At 45.3% G+C, this 22,212-nt stretch carries 24 protein-coding genes; 13 read left to right on the top strand and 11 right to left on the bottom strand.

All coding sequences use genetic code 11. The features are described 5' to 3' along the window. Positions 1-41: 41 nt before the first annotated feature. From IEW74_RS04480 to IEW74_RS04490, 3 genes are all read right to left on the bottom strand, one after another. A complete protein-coding gene (locus IEW74_RS04480) occupies positions 42-1,355 on the bottom strand; it encodes a dihydroorotase (RefSeq protein WP_188662064.1) in 1,314 nt (437 codons plus the stop codon). Next, on the bottom strand, positions 1,352-2,323 hold the full coding sequence (locus IEW74_RS04485; RefSeq protein ID WP_188662066.1) for an aspartate carbamoyltransferase catalytic subunit: 972 nt from the start codon (positions 2,321-2,323) through the stop codon (positions 1,352-1,354). The genes IEW74_RS04480 and IEW74_RS04485 overlap by 4 nt, the downstream gene beginning before the upstream one ends. Positions 2,324-2,394: 71 nt before the next feature. Further along, positions 2,395-3,327 carry an AEC family transporter gene (locus IEW74_RS04490; RefSeq protein WP_188662068.1) on the bottom strand — a complete coding sequence of 311 codons (933 nt, stop codon included), beginning with the start codon at positions 3,325-3,327 and terminating at the stop codon, positions 2,395-2,397. A gap of 161 nt (positions 3,328-3,488) precedes the next feature. On the opposite strand from IEW74_RS04490, the gene IEW74_RS04495 reads away from it, so the two are divergent. Beyond that, positions 3,489-4,952: a methyl-accepting chemotaxis protein gene (locus IEW74_RS04495; protein WP_188662071.1), complete on the top strand. Its 1,464-nt coding sequence runs from the start codon at positions 3,489-3,491 to the stop codon at positions 4,950-4,952. A gap of 1 nt (position 4,953) precedes the next feature. Here IEW74_RS04495 and IEW74_RS04500 read toward each other — a convergent pair whose 3' ends face one another. Beyond that, positions 4,954-5,619: an O-methyltransferase gene (locus IEW74_RS04500; RefSeq protein WP_188662073.1), complete on the bottom strand. Its 666-nt coding sequence runs from the start codon at positions 5,617-5,619 to the stop codon at positions 4,954-4,956. Then, positions 5,612-6,085 carry a Holliday junction resolvase RuvX gene (gene ruvX, locus IEW74_RS04505; protein ID WP_188662075.1) on the bottom strand — a complete coding sequence of 158 codons (474 nt, stop codon included), beginning with the start codon at positions 6,083-6,085 and terminating at the stop codon, positions 5,612-5,614. The genes IEW74_RS04500 and ruvX overlap by 8 nt, the downstream gene beginning before the upstream one ends. A 130-nt stretch (positions 6,086-6,215) precedes the next feature. Here ruvX and IEW74_RS04510 point away from each other — a divergent pair, with 130 nt between their 5' ends. The 5 genes from IEW74_RS04510 to IEW74_RS04530 all read left to right on the top strand — a co-directional run bounded on the left by IEW74_RS04510 (position 6,216) and on the right by IEW74_RS04530 (position 11,562). Then, on the top strand, positions 6,216-7,031 hold the full coding sequence (locus tag IEW74_RS04510; RefSeq protein ID WP_188662077.1) for an SH3 domain-containing protein: 816 nt from the start codon (positions 6,216-6,218) through the stop codon (positions 7,029-7,031). A gap of 71 nt (positions 7,032-7,102) precedes the next feature. Continuing rightward, complete coding sequence (locus tag IEW74_RS04515) at positions 7,103-8,326, top strand: ChaN family lipoprotein (protein WP_188662079.1); 1,224 nt, start codon at positions 7,103-7,105, stop codon at positions 8,324-8,326. Continuing rightward, positions 8,323-10,173 (top strand): M1 family metallopeptidase, encoded by a 1,851-nt coding sequence (locus IEW74_RS04520; protein ID WP_188662081.1) that lies wholly within the window; start codon positions 8,323-8,325, stop codon positions 10,171-10,173. The genes IEW74_RS04515 and IEW74_RS04520 overlap by 4 nt, the downstream gene beginning before the upstream one ends. Before the next feature lie 69 nt (positions 10,174-10,242). Beyond that, the gene (locus IEW74_RS04525; RefSeq protein ID WP_188662083.1) at positions 10,243-10,716 is read left to right on the top strand and encodes a copper chaperone PCu(A)C; all 474 of its coding nucleotides are present in this window, start codon (positions 10,243-10,245) and stop codon (positions 10,714-10,716) included. A gap of 150 nt (positions 10,717-10,866) precedes the next feature. Continuing rightward, the gene (locus tag IEW74_RS04530; protein WP_188662085.1) at positions 10,867-11,562 is read left to right on the top strand and encodes a hypothetical protein; all 696 of its coding nucleotides are present in this window, start codon (positions 10,867-10,869) and stop codon (positions 11,560-11,562) included. Between the two features lie 10 nt (positions 11,563-11,572). On the opposite strand, the gene gmk is transcribed toward IEW74_RS04530, so the two are convergent. After that, positions 11,573-12,208: a guanylate kinase gene (gene gmk, locus IEW74_RS04535; protein ID WP_188662087.1), complete on the bottom strand. Its 636-nt coding sequence runs from the start codon at positions 12,206-12,208 to the stop codon at positions 11,573-11,575. 364 nt (positions 12,209-12,572) lie between these two features. Here gmk and IEW74_RS17580 point away from each other — a divergent pair, with 364 nt between their 5' ends. Continuing rightward, positions 12,573-12,752: a helix-turn-helix transcriptional regulator gene (locus tag IEW74_RS17580; protein WP_373283781.1), complete on the top strand. Its 180-nt coding sequence runs from the start codon at positions 12,573-12,575 to the stop codon at positions 12,750-12,752. Between the two features lie 78 nt (positions 12,753-12,830). Here the strand turns inward: IEW74_RS17580 and IEW74_RS04545 are convergent, their stop codons facing one another. Continuing rightward, positions 12,831-13,148 carry a helix-turn-helix transcriptional regulator gene (locus IEW74_RS04545; RefSeq protein WP_188662092.1) on the bottom strand — a complete coding sequence of 106 codons (318 nt, stop codon included), beginning with the start codon at positions 13,146-13,148 and terminating at the stop codon, positions 12,831-12,833. Between the two features lie 137 nt (positions 13,149-13,285). Between IEW74_RS04545 and IEW74_RS04550 the strand changes: the two genes are divergently transcribed. Together IEW74_RS04550 and IEW74_RS04555 are read left to right on the top strand one after the other, a co-directional pair. Further along, on the top strand, positions 13,286-14,317 hold the full coding sequence (locus tag IEW74_RS04550) for a hypothetical protein (protein WP_188662094.1): 1,032 nt from the start codon (positions 13,286-13,288) through the stop codon (positions 14,315-14,317). A 391-nt stretch (positions 14,318-14,708) separates the two neighbouring features. Next, entirely contained in the window at positions 14,709-15,182 is a 474-nt protein-coding gene (locus IEW74_RS04555) for a hypothetical protein (protein WP_188662096.1), read from the top strand. 369 nt (positions 15,183-15,551) lie between these two features. On the opposite strand, the gene IEW74_RS04560 is transcribed toward IEW74_RS04555, so the two are convergent. From IEW74_RS04560 to IEW74_RS04570, 3 genes are all read right to left on the bottom strand, one after another. Next, positions 15,552-15,785, bottom strand: coding sequence for a hypothetical protein (locus IEW74_RS04560; protein ID WP_188662098.1), 234 nt, complete (start codon positions 15,783-15,785; stop codon positions 15,552-15,554). A 191-nt stretch (positions 15,786-15,976) separates the two neighbouring features. Continuing rightward, positions 15,977-16,228, bottom strand: a complete 252-nt coding sequence (locus IEW74_RS04565) for a hypothetical protein (RefSeq protein WP_188662100.1) — start codon at positions 16,226-16,228, stop codon at positions 15,977-15,979. Next, positions 16,221-16,520 (bottom strand): hypothetical protein, encoded by a 300-nt coding sequence (locus IEW74_RS04570; RefSeq protein ID WP_188662102.1) that lies wholly within the window; start codon positions 16,518-16,520, stop codon positions 16,221-16,223. The genes IEW74_RS04565 and IEW74_RS04570 overlap by 8 nt, the downstream gene beginning before the upstream one ends. Before the next feature lie 332 nt (positions 16,521-16,852). Here IEW74_RS04570 and IEW74_RS04575 point away from each other — a divergent pair, with 332 nt between their 5' ends. The 4 genes from IEW74_RS04575 (at position 16,853) to IEW74_RS04590 (ending at position 20,842) form a co-directional block, all read left to right on the top strand. Next, the gene (locus IEW74_RS04575; protein ID WP_188662104.1) at positions 16,853-18,112 is read left to right on the top strand and encodes a cold-shock protein; all 1,260 of its coding nucleotides are present in this window, start codon (positions 16,853-16,855) and stop codon (positions 18,110-18,112) included. A gap of 366 nt (positions 18,113-18,478) precedes the next feature. Beyond that, positions 18,479-19,927: a hypothetical protein gene (locus IEW74_RS04580; protein WP_188662106.1), complete on the top strand. Its 1,449-nt coding sequence runs from the start codon at positions 18,479-18,481 to the stop codon at positions 19,925-19,927. Next, entirely contained in the window at positions 19,920-20,234 is a 315-nt protein-coding gene (locus IEW74_RS04585; RefSeq protein WP_188662108.1) for a hypothetical protein, read from the top strand. The genes IEW74_RS04580 and IEW74_RS04585 overlap by 8 nt, the downstream gene beginning before the upstream one ends. Continuing rightward, positions 20,207-20,842, top strand: a complete 636-nt coding sequence (locus tag IEW74_RS04590; RefSeq protein ID WP_188662110.1) for a hypothetical protein — start codon at positions 20,207-20,209, stop codon at positions 20,840-20,842. Before IEW74_RS04585 ends, IEW74_RS04590 begins: the two co-directional genes overlap by 28 nt. A gap of 95 nt (positions 20,843-20,937) precedes the next feature. Here IEW74_RS04590 and IEW74_RS04595 read toward each other — a convergent pair whose 3' ends face one another. Beyond that, on the bottom strand, positions 20,938-22,128 hold the full coding sequence (locus tag IEW74_RS04595; protein WP_188662112.1) for a tyrosine-type recombinase/integrase: 1,191 nt from the start codon (positions 22,126-22,128) through the stop codon (positions 20,938-20,940). Positions 22,129-22,212: the final 84 nt, after the last annotated feature.

Below are 22,212 nucleotides of genomic sequence, written 5' to 3' on the forward strand. Positions count from 1 at the left end.
ATAACAGGTAAGGTACCCACTGGAGTACTCCTTTATCTTTTTTAAAGTTCAAAGACGGTGCGACCGTCCACAACGGTACGCAGACATCGTCCCTGAGCGAGACGTCCGTCAAACGGCGAGTTCTTGGACTTGGACGGCAGTTGATCGGCATCGATCTTCCAGCCACGTTCCGGATCAAACAAGCACAAGTCCGCTGCCGCGCCTTTTGCAATACGCCCGGCCGGAAGCCGGACAATATTGGCCGGATTGCAGGTCACTTTTTTCAAGCATTCCAACAAGGACATATGTTTGTTGTGATACAGTTCCAACGTGATTGCCAGTAATGTTTCCAACCCAACGCCACCGAAAGCAGCCTGTGCAAACGGCAGACGTTTTGAATCTTCATCTTCCGGGGCATGGTCCGAGGCAATGGCATCAATCGTGCCGTCTTTCAGGCCTTCAATCACCGCTTGGCGGTCTTCTTCATTGCGCAAAGGTGGGGAGAGTTTCGCAAAGGTACGATATTCACCGACCGCCAGTTCATTTAATGAGAAATAAGGCGGGGCTGTATCACACGTCACCGCAACACCACGTTCTTTTGCCCGACGAATAATATCAATACTTTCCGCCGTGGAAAGATGACCGAAATGCAAACGCCCGCCGGTATCTTCGGCCAGACGCACATCACGCGCCACCATAATGGTTTCCGCCACCGTTGGAATACCGGTCAAGCCCATACGGATCGCCAAAGCACCGGCGTTCATATCGCCGCCTTCCGCCAAAGACGGCTCTTCCGGGTGCTGCACAATCAACAAATCGTAATTGCGTGCATAGGTCAACGCCTTACGCATGACCTTGGGTGAGGCAACCGCGCGGATACCATCTGTAAAGGCAACCGCCCCACTTTCCGCCAACATGCCCATTTCGGCCATGTCTTTGCCTTCCAGCCCCTTGGTGATCGCCCCATAGGGATAAACCTTGGACAAGCCCAACAAGCGGGCACGCCGTGCGACAAATTCAACGACACTCATATCATCGGTAACAGGGGTTGAGTTTGGTAAACTGAGCATGGAGGTCACGCCACCCGATGTCGCAGCCTCCCCTGCTGATTTCAAGGTGCCTTTATGTTCTTCACCCGGTTCACGAAGTTGCACACGTAAGTCAACCAGACCGGGGATCAGGCACGCCCCATCACAATCAATGACGTCAACTTCACCATAATGACCGTTGGCTTTTGCGTAACCGGGGCCAAAATCGACGATTTTTTCGCCTTCGGTTAAAACGCCGCCACGAATATCCAGATCACTTGCCGGGTCGATCAAACGGGCATTGACATAGGCAACACGCTTGTTGGCAATATCTTTTTTCACACTCATTTCCCGTTCTCCTCGCGCCATTGATCCAGATTGGCGGTTACCATTTCCAGACAGGCCATGCGGACGGCAACGCCCATTTCCACCTGTTCCTGAATGGCGGAACGCTCAATATCATCGGCAACGTCAGAATCGATTTCCACACCCCGGTTCATGGGACCCGGATGCATGATCAAGGCATCGTCTTTTGCCTTTGCCAGCATTTCATAATCCAGACCATAAAAATGGAAATATTCCCGCTGAGACGGTAAATAAGCCCCTTCCATACGTTCTTTTTGCAGGCGCAACATCATCACGACATCAACGTCTTTCAGGCCTTCGCGCATATCATTATAAATTTCGGCCCCCAACACCTGCATGGCCGAGGGTAACAAGGTCGTCGGGGCCACCAGACGGACGCGCGCGCCCATCGCACTGAGCAAATGCACATTGGATCTTGCAACACGCGAATGTAAAACATCGCCGCAAATGGCCACATTCAAACCGGTGATACTGCCTTTGCGCCGGCGGATCGTCAAGGCATCCAACAACGCTTGTGTCGGATGTTCATGCGTTCCGTCACCGGCATTCAGGACCGCGCAATTCACCTTTTGTGATAACAAATTAACCGCACCTGAATCCCCGTGGCGCACGACCAGCACATCCGGGTGCATGGCGTTTAACGTCACCGCCGTATCGATCAGGGTTTCCCCCTTTTTAATCGAGGAGGTCGCCACAGACATATTAATCACGTCCGCGCCCAAGCGTTTTGCCGCGCGTTCAAATGACGTTCTCGTTCGCGTGGAGTTCTCGAAAAAAAGATTGATGACCGTGCGGCCTTCCAACGATTGTTCGACTTTCTCACGACGTCGGTTGGCTGCGGCGTAAACTTCTGCCCGGTCCAGAATATCGGTGATCTCGAACGGGTACAAACCCTCGATCCCAAGAAGGTGCCGGTGCGTGAAGCGTAATTCTCTGTCTCTGGTGCTCATAGGGGCGGACTATATGCACATGGACACGGCCCTTGCAAGCACCTGTTGAAACAATACTGTTTCTGCGGTTTTCAGAACCAATTCAGGATCAGCACCCACAAGGGCATCGACAGCATTGCCGCCAGAGTCGTCAAGGTAATAATCCCCGCCATTGCCGGGGCGTTCCCCCCCATCTTGCGAGCCAGCACGTAAGACGAGGCTGAAACGGGTAATCCCGCGTATAAAACCGACAAATCACGGGTAATCCCCTCAACCCCCAGTGCCATACAACAGACCAGACAAGCCAACGGTAAAAGCATAAGCTTGTTCACACTTGCAGCCACAACCGTTTTACCGGCGTCACGGACCGCCTGAAAATCAAGCCCGGCCCCAACGCATAACAGACCAATCGGCAAAGCCGCGCGTCCTAGAATTTCCACCAGTGGCCCCAAAACAGGGGGGAGGCTTGCCCCTGTCTGATTGATGAACACCCCCAAGAAACAGGCCAAAATCAGCGGGTTTCGCGCAATCGTATTTAACAATGTGGTCAAACGCGGTGCCCCCTCGTTACGAAATTCGCGGGCTCCGTAGGTTTCCATAACGAGGACACATAGAAAATTGACCAAGGGCACAATAAAGGCAATAGCAATCGCAACCAACGTTAAGCCCGGTTCGCCCCACAAGGCAAAGGCTGCCGCAATGGCAACATAGGAATTCGGACGGATAGAGCCTTGGAACAAAGATGAAAAGTCCGGCCCGTTCAATTCAAGAACAGGTTTTATTTTCAAGGCAATCGCCCCCGTCAGAACGGTTGCGGCAATTAAGGCCAGTGCCATCGGGGCAATTTGCAAATCCGCAACATTGGTGCGCGATGTCGTATGCAACAACAAGGCCGGAAAGAAGACATAATATGTCATTAATTCCGCTGGCGCCCAGAACCCTTGTTCAGCCCATTTCGCCTTAATGACATGACCGAGCAGGATCAACAGAAACACGGGGCCCAATGCAAATACAATATCAACCATGAACCTACTACTAACGATTTAACTAAATCAACTTAAGTACTCATACTCACTTGCAAAACAATGAAGTGCTACGCACCTTATAATTAATTAAAACTATCCTTCTTAAGTATTTTAAGACATTTAGAAACATACAACTCAGGCATCGAATTCAGGAGAAAAAAATGGGCTTTTTTGGAAACCAGACACATATTGATCGCTCTTTCCATGATGCTGTTGACGCCATGCCGATCAACGTCATGTTCTGCGACATTAAAACATTTAATATTACATATGCCAATCGGCTTTCCATTGAAACCTTGACGGAATTAGAACATCTTATTCCGGTAAAAGCCGCCCATATCGTTGGAACGAATATTGATGTTTTTCACAAGATGCCCGAACGACAACGCGATATTTTGCGCAATCCAAATAATCTGCCTTTTCAGACCATCATCACACTGGGACAGGAAAAACTGGATCTGCTTGTCACCCCTATTTTCAATGCAGCAGGCGTTTATACAAGCGCGATGTTGACCTGGTCGGTTGTGACAGAAAAAGTGCGCCTTGAAGATGAAGCCGCACGTCTCAAGCAAATGACAAACCAAATGCCGATCAACGTTATTACCGTGGAAACCGAGAACTTTACCATCACCTACATGAATGAAACCAGCGTTCAAACATTGAAAGGTCTGGAACATTTACTTCCCTGTAAAGCCGAAGAAATTCTGGGGCAGACCTTTGATATTTTCCATAAGGCCCCGGAACATCAACGTCGCCTCTTAAGTGACCCATCCAACCTGCCCCATAAAGCCAAAATTAAATTGGGGGATGAACATCTCGACCTCTACGTCACGGCTGTTTACGATTCACAAGGCAATTATGCTCAGGCCATGCTGACATGGTCGGTGATTACAGACCGCATCAATTTTGCCACCGAAGTACAGCATGTCGTTGATCTTGTCGCGGCATCAGCAACGGAAATGCGCGCAAGTTCAGAAGCGATGGCGAATACAGCCGCACAGGCCCGTAACATGGCGGCCAATGTTGGTGCAACGACCGAAGAACTGAGCGCCTCCATCAACGAAATTTCCGCACAAGTGTCACGGTCTTCACAAATCTCGGATCAAGCCGTTCGTCAAGCACAACAGGCCAACACGCAGGTTGAAAATCTTAAATCCGCCTCGCAAGAAATCGGTGATGTCCTGTCCATTATTACCGACATTGCAAGTCAAACTAATCTTCTGGCCTTAAATGCCACGATTGAAGCCGCACGCGCTGGCGAAGCGGGGAAAGGTTTTGCCGTGGTAGCGTCTGAAGTCAAAAACCTCGCCAATCAGACCGCCAAAGCCACCGATCAAATCAGTCAACAAATTTCCACAATCCAGAACCAGACCTCCAATGCCGTACAGGCCATTGCCGATATCACAACCATCATCAATGAAATTAACGATATTTCCGGCGGAATTGCATCTGCGGTTGAAGAACAAAGTGCTGCAACACAAGAGGTGAACGTCAATATTGATGGCGTCAGCCAAGCGTCCAGTGAAACGGAAACCTCCGCCGACGAAGTTTTGCAAGCCGCAAGCGAATTATCCGTTCAGGCAGAACAATTGTCCACACAAGTTCAAAAGTTCATTCAGACCTAAACTAGCGTTTACGCACAACCGTCAAGCCATCGCCCAACGTCAACATGGACATATCGACCCGATCATCGGCAACGATATGTTCATTGATGGCGCGGATGGCTTCTGTTTGATGGGTTTTGTCCTTTTCATCAACAACCCGCCCATACCACAAAACATTATCAACGCAGATCACACCGCCCGGTTTCACAAGTTGCAGTGATTTTTCATAATAATTCATGTAACTGGCTTTATCTGCATCGATAAAGGCAAAATCAAAACTGTCCGGTCCATTTTCCTGCAGGACTTTTTCAATCCCTTCATTGGCATCGCACAAACGTAAATCAATTTTATCTGCAACACCGGCTTCTTCCCAAAACGGACGACCAACAGGGGGGAAACGTTCATCACGTTCCAAGGCCACCAGATAGCCATCTTCGGGCAAAGCCTGAGCAAGGGCCAAGGTGGAATAGCCTGCATAAACGCCAATTTCAACGATCCGCTTGGCACCGCACAGGCGCACCAGCAAATCCAGAAAACCGGCTTCTTCCGGCATAATCGCCAACTGTGCATTCACCAATGTCTTTTTGGAATGTTCACGCAGTTTTCTTAAAGGTTCACTTTCGCGCATGCCGACACAGCGCACATAAGCATCCAGTTTATCGTCAAGTCGAATAGAATGATCAGCCATATTGATGTCCCAATGCGTCCAGAACCCCTTGCAAGATAAAAGCCGCCGCCGCACGATCAACAACTTCGGATCGGCGTTTACGTGTCATGTCTGCTTCGTCGATCAACATCCGTTCAACCGCAACAGTGGACAATCGTTCGTCCCACAACAAAATCGGTAAGTCAATTTCGCGCGCCAGATTTGACGCAAATGCCTTAGTTGCCTGTGCCCGCTTGCCAAGGGTGCCGTCCATTTCACGTGGCAAACCCAAGACAAGGGCGTTGACTTCCTCTTTGGCAATAATCGCCTTGAGATTGATGACATCTTTTGAAAACTTGGATTTAGGCAAGGTTTCCAGCGGTGTTGCGACCATCCGCATTACATCGGACAAAGCCACGCCAATGGTTTTTGTGCCGAGGTCCAGCCCCATCAAACGATCATATTGTTTCAAGGCAGCGGCAAATTCAGCCAGTTCGACAACAGCCATTGATCTTTTCTCCATGCAGTTGAGGCCTTATGACGCAAACGTGAATAAATGTCGAGGCTTCATCGCATTGTATAACAAAACACATTCCGCTATTATGCCAACAACGCTTATAAGGGGATGGAGTACAAGAGTGAAATATCAATCGCTCAAGGGGCTGGCAATCGCAACCACCTTTGCAATGACCATTGCCACGCACGCTTTGGCCGCACCGATGTTCGATGCCTCAACATTGGAAGGTCATACTGGTCCTTATCTTGTCATCAAAAATAATGTCAACGTTCGCGATATCCCCGCCAGCACCGGGGAAAAAGTTGTACAACTGCCAAGTAGTGATATTGTTACGGTAAAAGGCCGGGTGAAGGGAACACAATGGCTGGCGATCAGTAAAAAAGGCAATAATCTGGGATATATCTATGCCTCATCCCTGACCCCGATGATTGATGCCTCCTTAAAAGAACCGATTACGTCAAACATCGACCTGTCCGCCGACAACAAAGGCGTTTGTGACTATAGCCTGACTTTTGAAGGGCGTGCGATCGAAGAAGAGACAATCTTTGTCTCTGCCGATTATCAAGTCACATTCAATTGCACAATGGACAATGATCAATTCGATTTCAGTGCCTTGGTCTTCATGTCCGAAGTCCCACCGGATTTGGGTCAAAAGCCAATCTATCAAATCACCTTGAACCTGCCTGATATTGCCACCGGGTATGAAGAATTTCTTTCGGCAACCGCGCTGTTCAATCAAGCGGAAGAACAAGTGATAATGGATGCGGTCTCCCTTGAACAATTCAAGGAAAATACATTGCAAGATAAACTTCCCGCGACAACACCGCAGGAAGCCTTGCAGGCCGCGTTGAAATTACAGCTGTCCTCTTTCAATAAAAAAGCATGGCGCATTATCGCCGGTGAAATTCCCAATCCAAGCGAACTTAAACCGCAATAACCTCGCCATAATTTAGGCATTGTCACAAACTACTGTCCAAATATAACGCGAACACATATGAGTGCCTTGAGATGTCGATAAAAAAAACATTGTTCTACACCAGCGCCTTCTTGCTTTTCGCCTCCACTGTAAATGCAATGGGGGATACACAACCACCAGCAACGGATATAGAACAAGACTTAAGCTGCATTCAACGCGCACAATGGATTGCACCGGCCACACGTTTGCCACTGGATAATCAAGCGCTTCTGAAAAAAGCCGCAAAACAACAAGTGGTCCTGTTGGGCGAACAGCATCCTGATGCGGTGCACCATCGTTGGCAACTGCAAACCATTACCCAGCTTTATGCCCACAACCCCAACATCGTTATCGGTTTTGAAATGTTCCCGCGACGTTTGCAACCCGTTCTGGATGCGTGGATCCGTGGGGAATTGAGCGAAGATGAGTTTCTGCAAAAAACCGACTGGGACGAGGTCTGGAAATTCGACCCTGACCTATACATGCCTCTGTTTCGTTTTGCCCGTATGAACCGCCTGCCCATTGTGGCCTTGAACGTGGATATGGATCTCATTGGTGCCATCTCGCAAAAGGGTTGGGACGGTGTTGAAGAAGACCGGAAAGAAGGCGTATCGCCTCCTCGTAAAGCCCATCCGGATTATATGAGTGAACTTAAAAAAGTATTTGGCAAACACCCTCATGTGGCAGATGACGAAAAAAAGGATGATCAAAAATCAGAAGCCCGCTTCCAACGTTTCGTCGAAGCACAAATCACGTGGGACGGTGCAATGGCACAAGAACTCGCCCGTGTGCAGAAAATAGGCGGAAACCCGCTGGTCATCGGTGTTATGGGCAGTGGGCACCTTGCGGACCGTTATGGTGTCCCCTATCAATTACAAGGGTTGGGGCTAGACTCAACCGTCCTGCTGCCCTGGACATTGGGATGGGATTGCAACGACCTTAGCCCCAGTTACGCAGATGCTATTTTCGGCTTGGAAGCTATGGAAGAAAAGCCGACAACCCAACGCCCCATACTGGGTATCCGGATTGCAAAGGCCGAAAATAAAACAGGCGTTATCGTTGAACAGGTTGTCGAAGAAAGCATCGCCGAAGACGCAGGTCTGGAAAAAGACGACATTATCTTAAGTGCGGCCGGGCAATTGGTCGAAGACACGGCTCAATTAATCAAAATCATCCAACGCCAAGCACCCGGCACATGGCTGCCCCTTGAAATTGAACGCAATGCTCAGCCAATGGATATTATCGCCAAATTCCCCAACTGGAATGACGCAGAATGAGGAAACTTCTCAGTCTTTGCATCACACTGCTAACCCTTTTTATTTTCGTTGTCGGTGCACGGGCTGAAACGCATGTTACGTTAAGCGTTCAAGTTGATCTGGGAAAACGTTTATTAAATGTACAAGGCCACGCCAATAAGGCCGTACAACTGCCGGACGGGACGCGCCCTAAAGCCAACGAAACCTTTTCTTATGACTGGATATTCCCTACAGATCATACGCCTGAAGATTGGCGCGGTGGGGCCTTTATCAGGGGAACGGACATTTACCTTCCGAGCAAATGGTATCCCCAAACAGATGATTTTTTGACATTTGATGTCTCTGTCACCTCGCCCGTCACCACCATTTTACCCGGCAAAATCAGTGACGAAAAAATCACAATGGATCAATATAGTGCCCGCTTTCAAATGGAACAGCCCAGCGAAGGCATTCCTTTATTTGCCGGACCCTATAAAATCAGCCAATTGCAACAAGGCCCCGTAACGCTGCGCACTTATTTCTATGAGGGAATGGAAAACCTCAGCCAACCCTATCTGCAACGCAGTGCAAAATACATCACACGCTTTCAAAACCAGATCGGCCCCTTCCCTTTTTCACAATTTCACATTATCGCCGCCCCTATATCCGCCGGATACGGCTTTTCCGGTTTGACCTATATGGGGCAACGCGTCTTGCATCTGCCTTTTATTATGGAAAGCTCGCTCGGCCATGAGATTTTGCATAATTACTGGGGTAACGGTGTTTTCCCCGATTATGCCAACGGCAATTGGGCCGAGGGTTTAACCACATACATGGCAGATTATATGACGGCGGAACTGTCCAGCCCCACCAAAGCCCGTGATATGCGCCTCAGTTGGTTGCGCGATTATAATGCCCTGCCCCTTGATCAAGACAAACCCGTCACAACCTTTGTCTCCAAACACGGTGCGGCCTCACAAGTTATTGGTTATCATAAAGTTGCCTTTATTTTTCATATGCTGCGACAGACCCTCGGTGATCGACAATTTTTTGCCGGCATTCGTCATTTCTGGATGAGTTTTGCCTTTAAGTCAGCAACTTGGACAGATATCCAGACCAGTTTCGAGACTGTTAGTCAGGCCGATCTCACCTCCTTTTTCCAGCAATGGACCCAATCTTCCGGTGCACCGCATTTCACCAGCCTGTCGGCACGCGCAAAACGTTTGGGGGAAGATGGCTGGGAAATTGATGCCACCATCTTGCAAACCAATCCGATCTTTAAAACCATTGTCCCCGTCAGCATCGGCACCGGGGATGATTTACTTCAAAACCATTTAATCGCAAATTCGCGTCTTTCTCATTCAAAAATAAAAGTCCCACATCGACCAAATGCCATTAGCCTCGACCCGGATTTCCATATCTTGCGCCGACTGGGACCAAACGAGGCGCCGCCTATTTTACGCGATATTATGCTCAGTGATCAGGTCGAGGTTTCCCTGTTGGGCAAACTTGCGCAACATCCCACAGTCGCACAACAATTGATGAACCGACTCCTTGAAGGCACCTTTGAAATTTCAGACAAACCCAGTCTGCAAAAAACGTTTATTCTCGTGGGGGAAGATCAAGACATCTCAGATACATTACAAGACCTGCGCCTTCCCCCCAATGATGAACCGGACACACCGGACATAACCGCTCAAATCCGCGCTGCCAAACTGGCAAACGGTCTGCCCTACCTGATTATTGCGCTAAAACCGGGCACAGGGATCGATGCTCTCCTGCGTCCATTGCCGCATTACGGCAGATATTCAGACCTTCACTTTAACGGTTCTCGTGTGATCAAAAAATCAAGCGGACAAACCCAGCCAATAGCTGTTCCAATTCGTTGACATTTCAATCTTTTAGTGCCCTAATGCAGCGCATAAGAGGTGGCAATCTTATACATTGGAGTATTGACTATGATGAAACGTTTTGCCTTGGCTGCCGCGATTGTTTTGGGGTTGAGCACGCCGTCATTTGCCGGTGACATTTCTGTTGAGAACGTCTGGGCACGTGCCTCAGCCGGTATGGCCCGTGCAGGTGCTGCATTCCTGACCATCAAAAATACCGGGGAAGCTGACAAACTGGTTTCTGCGAAAGCAAATATTTCCAAAAAAGTCGAACTACATACACATATCCACGATAACGGCGTGATGAAAATGCGTCAGGTTGAAAGCGTTGCCGTCAACAACGGTATGACAATGTTACAACCGGGCGGCGATCACATCATGTTCATGGGTCTGAACGAAGGTTTGAAGGAAGGTACATCCTTCCCGCTGACACTGGTCTTTGAAAAAGCCGGTGAAATCAACGTTGAGGTCATGGTCAAAGCCGCTGGTGCTATGGGTGCGTCGAACGGCAACATGAAACACAATATGAAGAAAATGCAGTAAGCACCTTTTTTATATGGTTTCAAAAAAAGGCACCTTCCACAAAAAGGTGCCTTTTTTACCTGTAGAAATACAATTTTAATTAGAATATAAATTTATAAAACAGTTTAAATTAAAATTTGCACTTCTTCATTATGGCAGGCAGGCTTAAAAATGACGCCCCAATCTCAAACACCCGATCCGTCTTTAAAAGAAGAAAATGAACATCTGAAACAAGCCTTGCTTAAAATTGAAGAAGCGCAGTTTCGTATCTATACAGACCGCTTACAAGATGCCGTTCTCGCGAGATTTCAACGTCTCGCCTTACCCGTGACCTTGATCATTGTTGTGGCTGGTTTTCTCGGCTTCAACAGTATTATGTCACAAGTTGAAAAATCGCTTATCAGTCCACAAGTCAATGAAATCATCGGAACCGAAGTTGCCAAAGAAGTCACTCACCAGACACAGGAATATATCCGCGAACGTCTCCGCCAAGCAGAACTTGCCCTTGATATCAAAGATCAATCCGATGACATATCCAACACCAATCAAGCCATACACGATATGTATTGGGTCATTGCCGGCACGTCTGCCGAGCTAAGCGATATTATAGCAGAGCGGGAAAACATCTTGCGCATTCTCTCAATTAAAGGAGTGAATGCACAGAAAGAATACCCAAACCTGCAATTAATCCATTGGAAACGGGACAACAATCCCGCAAAGACTCTAAGATATTCCCTCGCCCTTGGCCCCTTTAAAGACAAAGCGAAAGCCAATGCTGCCCAACATAGTGCAATCCACAATGGATTTAGGGCAGAGGCAAAGCCGCACTATATTCAAGCCGCAACACCCCTCAATTTTACCAATTAAAAAAAGGTGGTCACAGGGTCGCTACAAAATCAGCCAGTCCCGTACGGCGAACCCGCTTTAAACGTTCAGCCTGTAAAATCGCCTGAACCTGTTGGGTGGCTTTATCCAGATCGTCATTCACCACCACATAATCGGCATCAACCCAATGGCTGGCTTCGCTTTCCGCTTCTGCCATGCGTTTGGCAATCGTATCCTCACTATCCTGGGCCCGTGCCCGCAAACGATCTTCAAGTGATTGCTGACTTGGCGGCAGGATACAAATCCATACCAGATCATCCGGGGCATTGTTCTGGAGTTGTTCTGCCCCTTGCCAATCAATATCAAAGAAAACATCCTTACCCGCACTTAAGGCTTGTTCAACCGGTTCTTTCGGCGTTCCATAGAATCGACCAAAAACTTCCGCCCATTCCAGAAACTCCTGATTATTCACTTTTTCTTTAAAACGCCCCTCTTCCATAAAGAAATAATGCACCCCGTCTTCTTCACCGGGACGGGGGCTGCGGGTCGTGGCAGAAACGGAAACCGCAATGGACGGATCATCCTTCATAAGCGCTTGCGTGATCGTACTTTTCCCGCAACCACTTGGCGCTGTTAAAACCAACATCAGCCCGCGACGTGCTATAGATTGATCTATAGAATGACTCATCTCTCGTTCCCTTTTTTCACACCACAAGACTATTCAATATTCTGTACCTTTTCATAGGCTAAAATTTTTTAATTCAATAAAATCAAATAGTTAAATAGGTTAAACCTGTTTCAAAAGCCAAAACAGTCACCATTTTTGTCACCACTTTGAAAAAGCTAACAATTTTATTTAGCTGAGCTTTTCATTCGCTCTGGTTCAAAAGTGTAACCCCAACTTAATTCCAAGCAAACTCAGAATCCACCTGATTTTTCATCTCCCGTTTTTCTTGCTTTAAACCTCATCTGGATGGGGCGCGGTCTTAATTCCTGCATTGATATGATCGAAATAGGAAGACAAGGATCAGAGAGAACCAATGAAAAAAATTATGCGAACAACTGATGTTTTAAAGATCGTGCAATTCTCACGCTCAACACTATGGCGTAAAGTTCAAAGTGGGGAATTTCCAGCACCTGTAGAGTTGGGCAGTAACTCCAGCGGTTATTTTGAACATGAAGTACTAGAATGGCTTAACTCTCGTCCGCGTAAGACTATCTCCCAAAAATAACGTCAAACGACACATCTTTATGCTAAATTTTGGTGGGTTGCCCATCCTCAGGGCGGCAAACGACAAACACTGAACAGGTTAACCAGACAAGGCTCGGATTTGCTTCAATGCAATTGCCAAGCTGTTGTCGTCCAATTTCTGCATCTCAGCCACAAATTCAGCTTCCATTTTGCTGCGTTTAGGGGTGCTAAGCGCATTCCCTTGAAAAAAGCTCTGCACCGGGATGTCCAATGTTTGCGACAACTTGGACAGGGTCTCAATTGTGGGCAAGGTTTCGCCACGCTCAAGGTTAGAGATCGCCTGAACGCTCAACTCAATCTGCCCCGCCAATGCTTCTTGCGTCATGGCCTTGTTTTTACGTGCGGTGCGTATCAATGTGCCGATAAATTCTTTCATTGCCCTGTCCTTGTACGACGATAGGCAAAGCATCGACTCCACTTGAAGAAATGACCATCACATCAACATTAAATTGTTGAACATAACTTCATGTATAGTTTAAATAACTGACGGAAAATTCATAAGGAGGCGAGGTCATGAGGGTTGGGGTGTTATTGGCGTTGATTGTGTTGACTGGATGCACGACCACGAAGCCAGAGAAATTTGAAATGCAGAGTTCAGCGGGAAATTCAGGCTTTGTTGAGATCGGTTTGAAAGAAAACAGTCGACTTGGAAAGGGCTATTTTGTCCTGCTTGAAAGCAACAGTGGGCGTTGGACGGCTTTATCAGCCCGACGAGAGGCACATAAGGTAAAATGGCAAAAGAAGGGACAAGAGGTTCTTTTTGTCAGTGAAAACTTTAAGTATGTTCAGCCTTATTTTGAAAAATTGACACATTTTAACTCAATGACCTTCAACTGTGATTATTTTTCAGATGATGACAAGGTTTATTCGCCCTGTTCCAGCCAATTCACAGATACAAACCTGACAATGTCATTGGCAAAAAATGTAATTGCCATTCCTTTTTCTTGGGGAACTGCTGTCGGTTCTCATCAAGCTTTGGATAAAGAGAAAATTTTAAAGGCCGTTGAAGAAGCAAATCTGTTTTCTTTTATAAACGATGAAATGCACAGACTTGAAAAAGTCAAAGATCAACAAGAGATTGAGTTGGCGAAAATCAAAAAAAGAAGAGATTATCGTCGCACATTTAATGAGGCCAAAACTTCAACTGATTATACAAATTTTATAAACCGCTATCAAAATTATGATCCTGACTTGCTTGTGAATCAGGCGATACAATTACGTGATGTTGCCTTAACAAAAGAATTGGAAGCCGAGGCTAGACGGCAAGCAGAAGCTGCAGAGAAAGAACGCCAACGGAAACAACAGCGTCTAGAAGAACAAAAACGTATTGAGCGGATAAAAACCTTTGCTTCAACTTATCGAAAGTCATTCAAAGTTGGAGTGGAAACAAATTGCGGTCCGATTGTCGCCCTGAATGGAGATATGGTTAAAATCTATGCACCAGTTCAGGGGTATGGGAATGAGCATTGGATTCATCGAGAAAAACTCTATCACCCTGTCGTTGGTTGTCGCTTCCTAAACGGGCGTTATATCGCCCCGTTGTAGGTTAAATATTTTCGTTATCCGTCCTATTCAGAAGTGTTCTGGAACTAAAAGGAAATGTCATTTTTTGCGCTTTATGGGACCAGATACCCCATTCAGTCCCATAAATTACGGGACTGTCCCTCCTCAATTTTTTGATTTTAAGGGGTTAAAGTTCATTTTTTCCTTATGGGACTGAGCCCCCCATTCGGTCCCATAAATAATATTAGGACCAGCAAGGGCTTTTTACGACAAACCCAGAGAGAGTGGGTGGGGTATTCAAAATAACCTCAGAATTCCAAAAGGAAGGACATGGGTGGGCTGTTTCTCTAGCTTGGGTGTTTAAAAATATTCACTCTGGCCTATTCATATGACAGAGTAGGATAAATTTATTTGCTCTCGTAGGTAGGTCATTATGTCGTTTCTGACAAAAGCGTTGTTTTCAGTATTATTTGCGTTGTTGGTTATTACTGGGCCTGTTGCTGCGGCAAACGATGAACCATCGTCAGAACACAAAAAAACTGAGGCTGAAGTTCAAGCTGTTATCGATGCGTGTTGGGCCGTCTCTGAAGAACATAGAAATTCACCAAATGTCGACACCATGAATCAAGGGCACGAATTGTCGGCTAACTGTTTGCTGAAAAAGATATATAAAGTTGCTCGTCCGCTTTATGAGAACGATGATGATTTTTTGCAATACTATGCTGAGCCTTTAGAAAGAACCTACAGAGGGCTTGCCGATCTTTTATTTGGCCTTAACCAGCAAAATAAATTTTGTCCGTCCAAATGTGGGACCATTGAAACGAATATTATCTATAATCAATTAGCGCTTTTTTATGCAGACATCTATCGTCAAAGTTATCTGAAAAATAAAAGATATATTCATTAAATGGTGCTTCACAATTGGTTGGCATTCCTTGTATGAAATGCCAACCTCAGAATGCAAATAGCCCTTCTTTCAAATCCGTTGCCAGTGCCATTTTCTCTTTCCTGCCGACAAAATTCAGGGAATTGCAGATCATATTTTAATGGCATGTAAAGCTAAAATTTACTGAGAATATTCCCCATAATTCTCTGCTTTTGGAACGGCAGTTTTCAGCCATTTTGGACAAAGGTGCTCCCCTTATTTGACAGAAACCCCCTTTCTGTCAAATAATTAATATTAAGAAAAAGGCCCTGTTTTTTGGTTTTCCAGAGAGAGTGGGTGGGGTCTTCAAAACAGTATCGGCATTCCAAAAGGAAGACATGGGTGAGCTATTTAATCTTCATTCAAACTTCTATAAATTTCATTACTCAACAGACTTGCCGGACCTGTGATAATTCCGCTCAAACCGTTTACATAGTCTTGCTGATATTTTGCCGATGTTAGATTTAAAGGATGATTTTTCTTTAGACGCAAACGACCATGGCAAATTTTGTTCAGGATGGACAAGACAATGCTGCCAATGATGAAAACAGCGATGATGAGCAGATATTCTTGAGCATGGGACATGAGAGCCTCCTATCGCAAATTGTTGACAAGATCGCCAATGATGTTCGCCACTGCGCCCGTAAGTACCAGTGACGTTGTCTGGATCAGACGATCAAAGAAGCATCGCCAAGCATCTGATGTCTGACTTGGACGATCGAGCGTGCTAGCAAGAATGACGAAAAACGCCAAAAACGATCCAAGGGTTGCGCTTGTCATACCTGCTGTTCCACAGGGTGCTTAAAATCGCCAAAGCCCCCTCCAACCTCCTTAAAATGGCGATAATGAATACCGCTCGCATAGATAATATCGTCAATTGTCACGGAGACAGGATCATCAGCCTCCAAATCAATCACACCAATGTAATCAAAGCGGGTGCCGTTGCGGCTTTCGACCCATTCATAGATGAGGAAATCCTTGTACTGCCCGATCACAGGGCCATTGGCGACGATATCCCATTCACGCATGGCTCTCACCTCGCTGGCTGAGACGGTACATCAAATCATGGAGTAACCGTTGAAACCAGTGATCCAGCGTCAATTCCAGACTGCTTTTCGGTGCGTAATCCATGACCTCTTTGATCCAAGTCTGGAGAGCATCCAAGTTGGACAGGTCATTCGGCGTCCCAATAAGCGATACCAAACTGCACCGATCATGGATGGGCAACATGGACTGAAGCTTCTTGGCAAGCTGTAAACGCGCATGATCCTCACACGTCTGCCGGATCAGCTCATAAAGCTGACGATCTTCACTATTCATCTTTCTATCCCCAATGGTGGCCTAAAATCAGAACGAGTCATCCTGTTTGCGAAAACCGATTAAACGGATGGCGCATGAATAAAACTCTGTCTGAATGTGATGGAGTGACTATAGCAAAACAGCACTTAATTGTCTATTAAGTTATTGATATTGTTGCGTTGTCCACTACGGACTGTGGGAGTATTTCTGTTGTCCGTTGCGGACAACCAATTAACTGAGAACTTAATCTTTAAATTGCTTTTTTATTTATATTTGACACCTTATGGATAAGTGGTGAAAATCCAACATACAACCCAAGCGCGCCGCAAGACGAATACAATACGGGGGATAAAGTGGAGCAATTTAATGATATTTGGAAAATCTCAAGGGAATTTGAGAAGGTCTTAGATCGCAAATTTGGTGCGCAAGGAAAAGGGCTTCATAGCAAACTTTCCAGTGTCCAGCGTGAACTACCCAAGGAACTGGTCTTACGCATTCGAAAAATTGCAGATATTCGCAATAAGACGATGCATGAAAGGGATATAGAATTTTCAGATTTCAAAGCTTTCAAACAGGAAGCAAAGAAAGCCTATCTGGCATTACGTTCCTACTCGTCTGCCCCCAATGCTACACCAGACATCAAAAAGAAAGACGGGATCATTCACGCATACATGGCTGAAAAAAAATATGGTTTCATCCACGGCGATGACGGTCAATCCTATTTTTTTCATTATCGTGATTTACTAAATTGTCTTTCCGACAACTCCTTGGAAGGGCATCCAGTTCATTTTGAAGCTATTTTGACACAAAAGGGTTATCGAGCAAAAAACTGCACAGTTTTAGCTAAAGAAACCGTTAACACATATAGAATGCCGGATGACTTTCTGTTTTCCAAATCCAATAAATTCAAGAGTTGGGAAATTATTGATGCTGGAGCTTGGGAAGTTCATGGCAGTTCCCAAGAATCTCCGGACAGCGCAAAACAACTTCTTAAAGATCATGCCAGACGCATTGGCGCAAATGCTGCCCGGAACCTGAATTATTACAAAACCACGGGCACAGAAGGCAATTATCGCTTTACGATCCATAATTTTAAAGCACAGGCCGTCCGTGTCGGACGCAGAGACAGGGCCGCACACGCCCAGCCAGATGATTTTCCAGCAATCAATGTACTGGCACAGACCCTTTTGAAAGAACATAAAGCCCATCGACGTAAAAAACGCGCGATCAAATTGAGTGTGTTTTTTGCAGGGATCGCTTTATTGCTCCCCAGTCTTTTGAACGGTTACCTTTTTATTTTGCCCGTTATTTTAATCTTAGCATCAGTGTTCATCCCCATGCCCAAGCTTGATTGGTTGAACGAACTATCAGAACAAGGAAACCACTCACTTAATCCTGATCTTGGATGGAATGCTCCCTCCAGTATTCTATCTTCAGATACAGACACCACGGTCCATCCCGGACAATCAAGAGCAGTATCACATCTTACAAGTCATCGCGTGACGGACCCGATAAGTAATATGACCGATTTCCACTTGGGAACACAGGGGATATTAACTGGTAGCCCGACTAATGTTCAGGGGTATATGTTACATCAGGCATTTGAAGATTAGTCATCCGCCAGGTAGTGATAAACTCAAGCGTTAAGCAAGATGTTTTCACATCAATCACCTTGTCGGCTGAAACGATACATCAGGTCATGGATTGAAATTTCTGGCAAGTTGTAAATACACATACTTGCACACGCCTTCCAGATCAAATCATAAAATTGGCACACCTTTTTCTCCCAAAAGGTCACCTATAAGTCAGAACGTATTACCTTATTTGCCAATAGCCGATTTAACGGCTTAACTAAAACTCAGCCTAAATTTGAAGGAATGGTTATAACAAGATAGCGCTCTACCACTTTTTGTCCGTATGCACTTTACCTGAATAAATAAATATGATTAATTAGCCAAATACAATTTAAAGAAAGCGACATGACAAACAATATAAAACTCGCAAAAAGCAATTTAAACAAATTTTGGCCTTCTAAAATATCAAAAATATCCCCCTATGAAATCCAAAACTTGGATAAACTCAACCTTAGGCGTTTGAAAAAAAACTTCTTATCACGAAGTAAAAAAAATCGACACTATGGAGGGAAATATAAAAATAAATTCAGACGTACCTTTTGCTATTTCAGAATTCCCAGCGGGCAAGTCCAAGAAATTGTTCCAAAACGATATTTAGTGTGGCAGAAAAAGGAATCCAGTCTGCTGGACCACCTTTATCCTGAAAGAACCAAGCGATGGCGATCAATTCCAAAGCGGAAGTCTTCTAAGGAATTTACACTAAAGAATTTTTCCTTTATCGATAATCCTACCAAAACATTAGAAGCTCTTGCTGAAATCGTAAAATCAGAAAGTTATTTACTCTCTGCTTCTGTTCATTTTGACGATGAACTTATCAAAGACATCGGTCCGTACGTTCTTTGGGGAATGATGAAACAGCACCTAGCACCTTTTATGACAGGCGGCAAAATGGCTCCTCCGGTTCAAAAGGTTTTTGATGCAGTCGGTCTTGCACAATATATGGATATTTCTTTAGCGGCTGATAATGACAACGTTGATGTGTGGAGCTTCCGTCTACGAGAAAGAAGAAAGCAAGGTACATCTTTTAATCAAAACTCTGTAATAAACGCACCTACTTTTAGCAAGGTTTCTGACGACCTTGTAGAAACTATAGATGACTGGCTCGGAGCATTAAAAAAACCATTAGAGCTCTCAGGTGAGGGGAAATATCGCGTTAATAATATTGTTACGGAAATCCTTAATAACGCAGAAAGACATAGTAGCCAAGATCGTGACGGAAATTGGGTTGTCGCAGGATTTATGGCCAGAAGGTCTGGGCATATCGCTGATGTAGAGATTGATACCTATGCTTGTCACATCGCATTTGTAAGTACCGGAATGACAATTGCGGAATCGATTTCCAGAGCAGAGACAAACGAGACCTTAAAAAGGTTAAATACCTATATTCAGAAACATAAGAATAGCTTTTCTGAGGAAACTCTTTCAACGGTTTTTGCTTTACAAGATGGCATTTCACGTTTTACGCAAAGTAAAAGTAAGGGTGGCGTAGGCTTCATGGATGTAATTGAACTGGTAAATGATTTAGGGAGCACCAACCATAAATGCTTCAGCCCTAGCATCAGCATTATTTCAGGAAACACCTGCATTCTTCTAAAAGATAACTATAATTCAATGCATCAAAATAAAGATGGAATAAGGTCACAATTCTTTAATCCTTCAAATTCTCTTGATTTTCCTCCAGATTATAACTATGTCTTCTCGACCAAGCAAAAAATTCCAGGCACCGTAATCTCATTACGTTTTTATTTGGATAGTGACTATTTATCTAAAACGGCTAGCGATGAAAATGATTAACCTCGAAGCAATGACAAATGATGGCAAGGTTCACAATCTTGCAGGCAAAGAGCGCGGAGAGAATGCTCGCGATAATTTCAGCTTAGACTCCATTGACACTCAAGAAGAGAATGTAACAATTGTTATTCCAGAACATGTTTACGCTGTCTCATCTTCTTTTTTCCTAGGTATGTTCTCTAATAGCTTAAAGTCACTTGGAGGCAAAGAAGCATTCTTACAGAAATATAAATTTGATTCTACACCATTGGTATTAAAACAAGTATTACACGGGATTGAGCGTTGGGAATCATCAAACCCTCAAGCGTAATACTTATTTGCGCTTTCTTTTTTTTCTATCCCGAATTTGCTTTAGGTGACAGCACACCCAAAGACGAACAGGTCAAAGATGCCTTTTGGGATTTGAAGACCATTTTAGCGGCCTTGGCTATTATTGTAAGCCTTGGTTGGAATTTATATAATCAAATCAGAACAAACAAAGTTGCTAAAATACTCAGGGAAGAAGACCTTGAAGTAAGTCATTTCCAAGACAGCATCCAAAATCCATTTCGTAAACATTTAGATGCTTTAGAAGATATAAATATGGAAATAACATCAACAATTCTAATACTAGACGATAAAGAGCGCGATGAACAACTTGATAAAATTAACCTAAAAATTGTTACGACTCTTTCAGCGCTTCAGAATATTGCTATACGAGCAAACAAAGAAAAACATATTTCAAAACGAAATGATTGGTCTCAACCGATTTCGGATAAAGAAGATACTATCTATCAGTCAATTGATGCTCTGCGAAACAGCATCAATCACAGCAGAAAAGAAAATGCCCGCATTCTAATAGAGCATCAAAGTGATTTAATCAGCCAATACAACGTAATCTTCCGTGAGGAAGAACGAAAAATAAGAAATATGAGATAGTCTTTATCAGTAATATAATTATTGTCCGTTTTTAGGTGCACTTGGATATAATGATGCCAAAAACAAAAGAGAACATTATATAAATTTCAACCCCTCTACTTAACAACTCCCTCCAACTTTGTACTAATCCGCATTAACGCTTCTCTACGTTCATCCAGATAGTTGTAACGGTCATAAATACCCTCAACCCCTTTTAGCTTATGGTTTAAGCACCGTTCCGCGATGTGGCCGGGGATGCCTTCGCTTGCCAGTAGGCTGCGGAAGGTCCGTCGTAGATCGTGGACGGTGAAATGATCGACGGACAACTTACCTTCTTTGAACAGCTTTTGAATGGCGGCATTGAGGGTGTCGTGGCTGATATGCTGTGCGCTTTTGGTTGTTCGGCGGTTGGGAAAGACATATTCAGAGCCGAAAGAACGGACCTTTAATTCTTCAAGCCACTTAATCACAGGGTCCGCCAGCGGAATGGTGATCGCGGCTTCTGTTTTGCTGCGCGCTTCCGGGATTTTCCAAAGTTTGTTCTGAAGATCGAATTCCTCCCATTTGGCTGCGATAAGTTCGCCTTTACGCACACCAAGACAAAGCAATAGTGCGGTTGCCAGATAGTTTTCGCGGGTGAACTGCACAGAGTTTTCGCGGAATGTGGCGAAGACGGATTTGAGTTCATCCAAACTGAGGGCACGACTACGGCTTTTCTCAAGACCACCTGCATCATTGACGCTGAAAGGCTCAGCCGGGTTGTGGGTGAGCAGGTCAAGTTTAATGCCGTGGCGGAAAAGTTGTTTGCAATACATCAAGGCATCATTTGCAATGCTTGGTCTGTCACTTTTGGCGATTTTATTGAGAACGGCGCGAATGTCGCGGGGCGTTACTTGGCTGAGGGAGAGACTGCCGATGAGAGGCTTAATTTCCTTGTTATATACTCTCTCTGGGATTTTAGGATGTTTTAAGCGTCTTGCGCAGTCTTCCAGCCAATCTTTCGCCAGATCGTCCACCGTGTTGAATGTGCCGATTTCAGCCCGATGCCGTTCAGCTAAGGGGTCAACATCATTCTTGCAATCTTCTTTGATCTGTGCGGCACGAGCATAGGCGTCCGCTAACGACATTGCAGGATAGTTGCCAAGGGTCATCTCACGGCGTTTACCAAAAACGGTGTAGCGAACGATCCAGCTTGAGGTGCCGACACTGCTGATACGAAAGTAGAGACCTGCCCCCGCCGCATGTCTTCCGGGCTTTCCAGACTTTGAAAGAGATTTGATTTTCGCTGCGGTGATCTGCATCGCCATGACAACACCTATTCAAAATTGGTGACAAGAATAGATATTATAATGGCGATACGATATTTTGTCACCGATCTTGTCACCACTTTA

This window comes from Terasakiella brassicae, assembly GCF_014641495.1.
GTDB lineage: Bacteria > Pseudomonadota > Alphaproteobacteria > Rhodospirillales > Terasakiellaceae > Terasakiella > Terasakiella brassicae.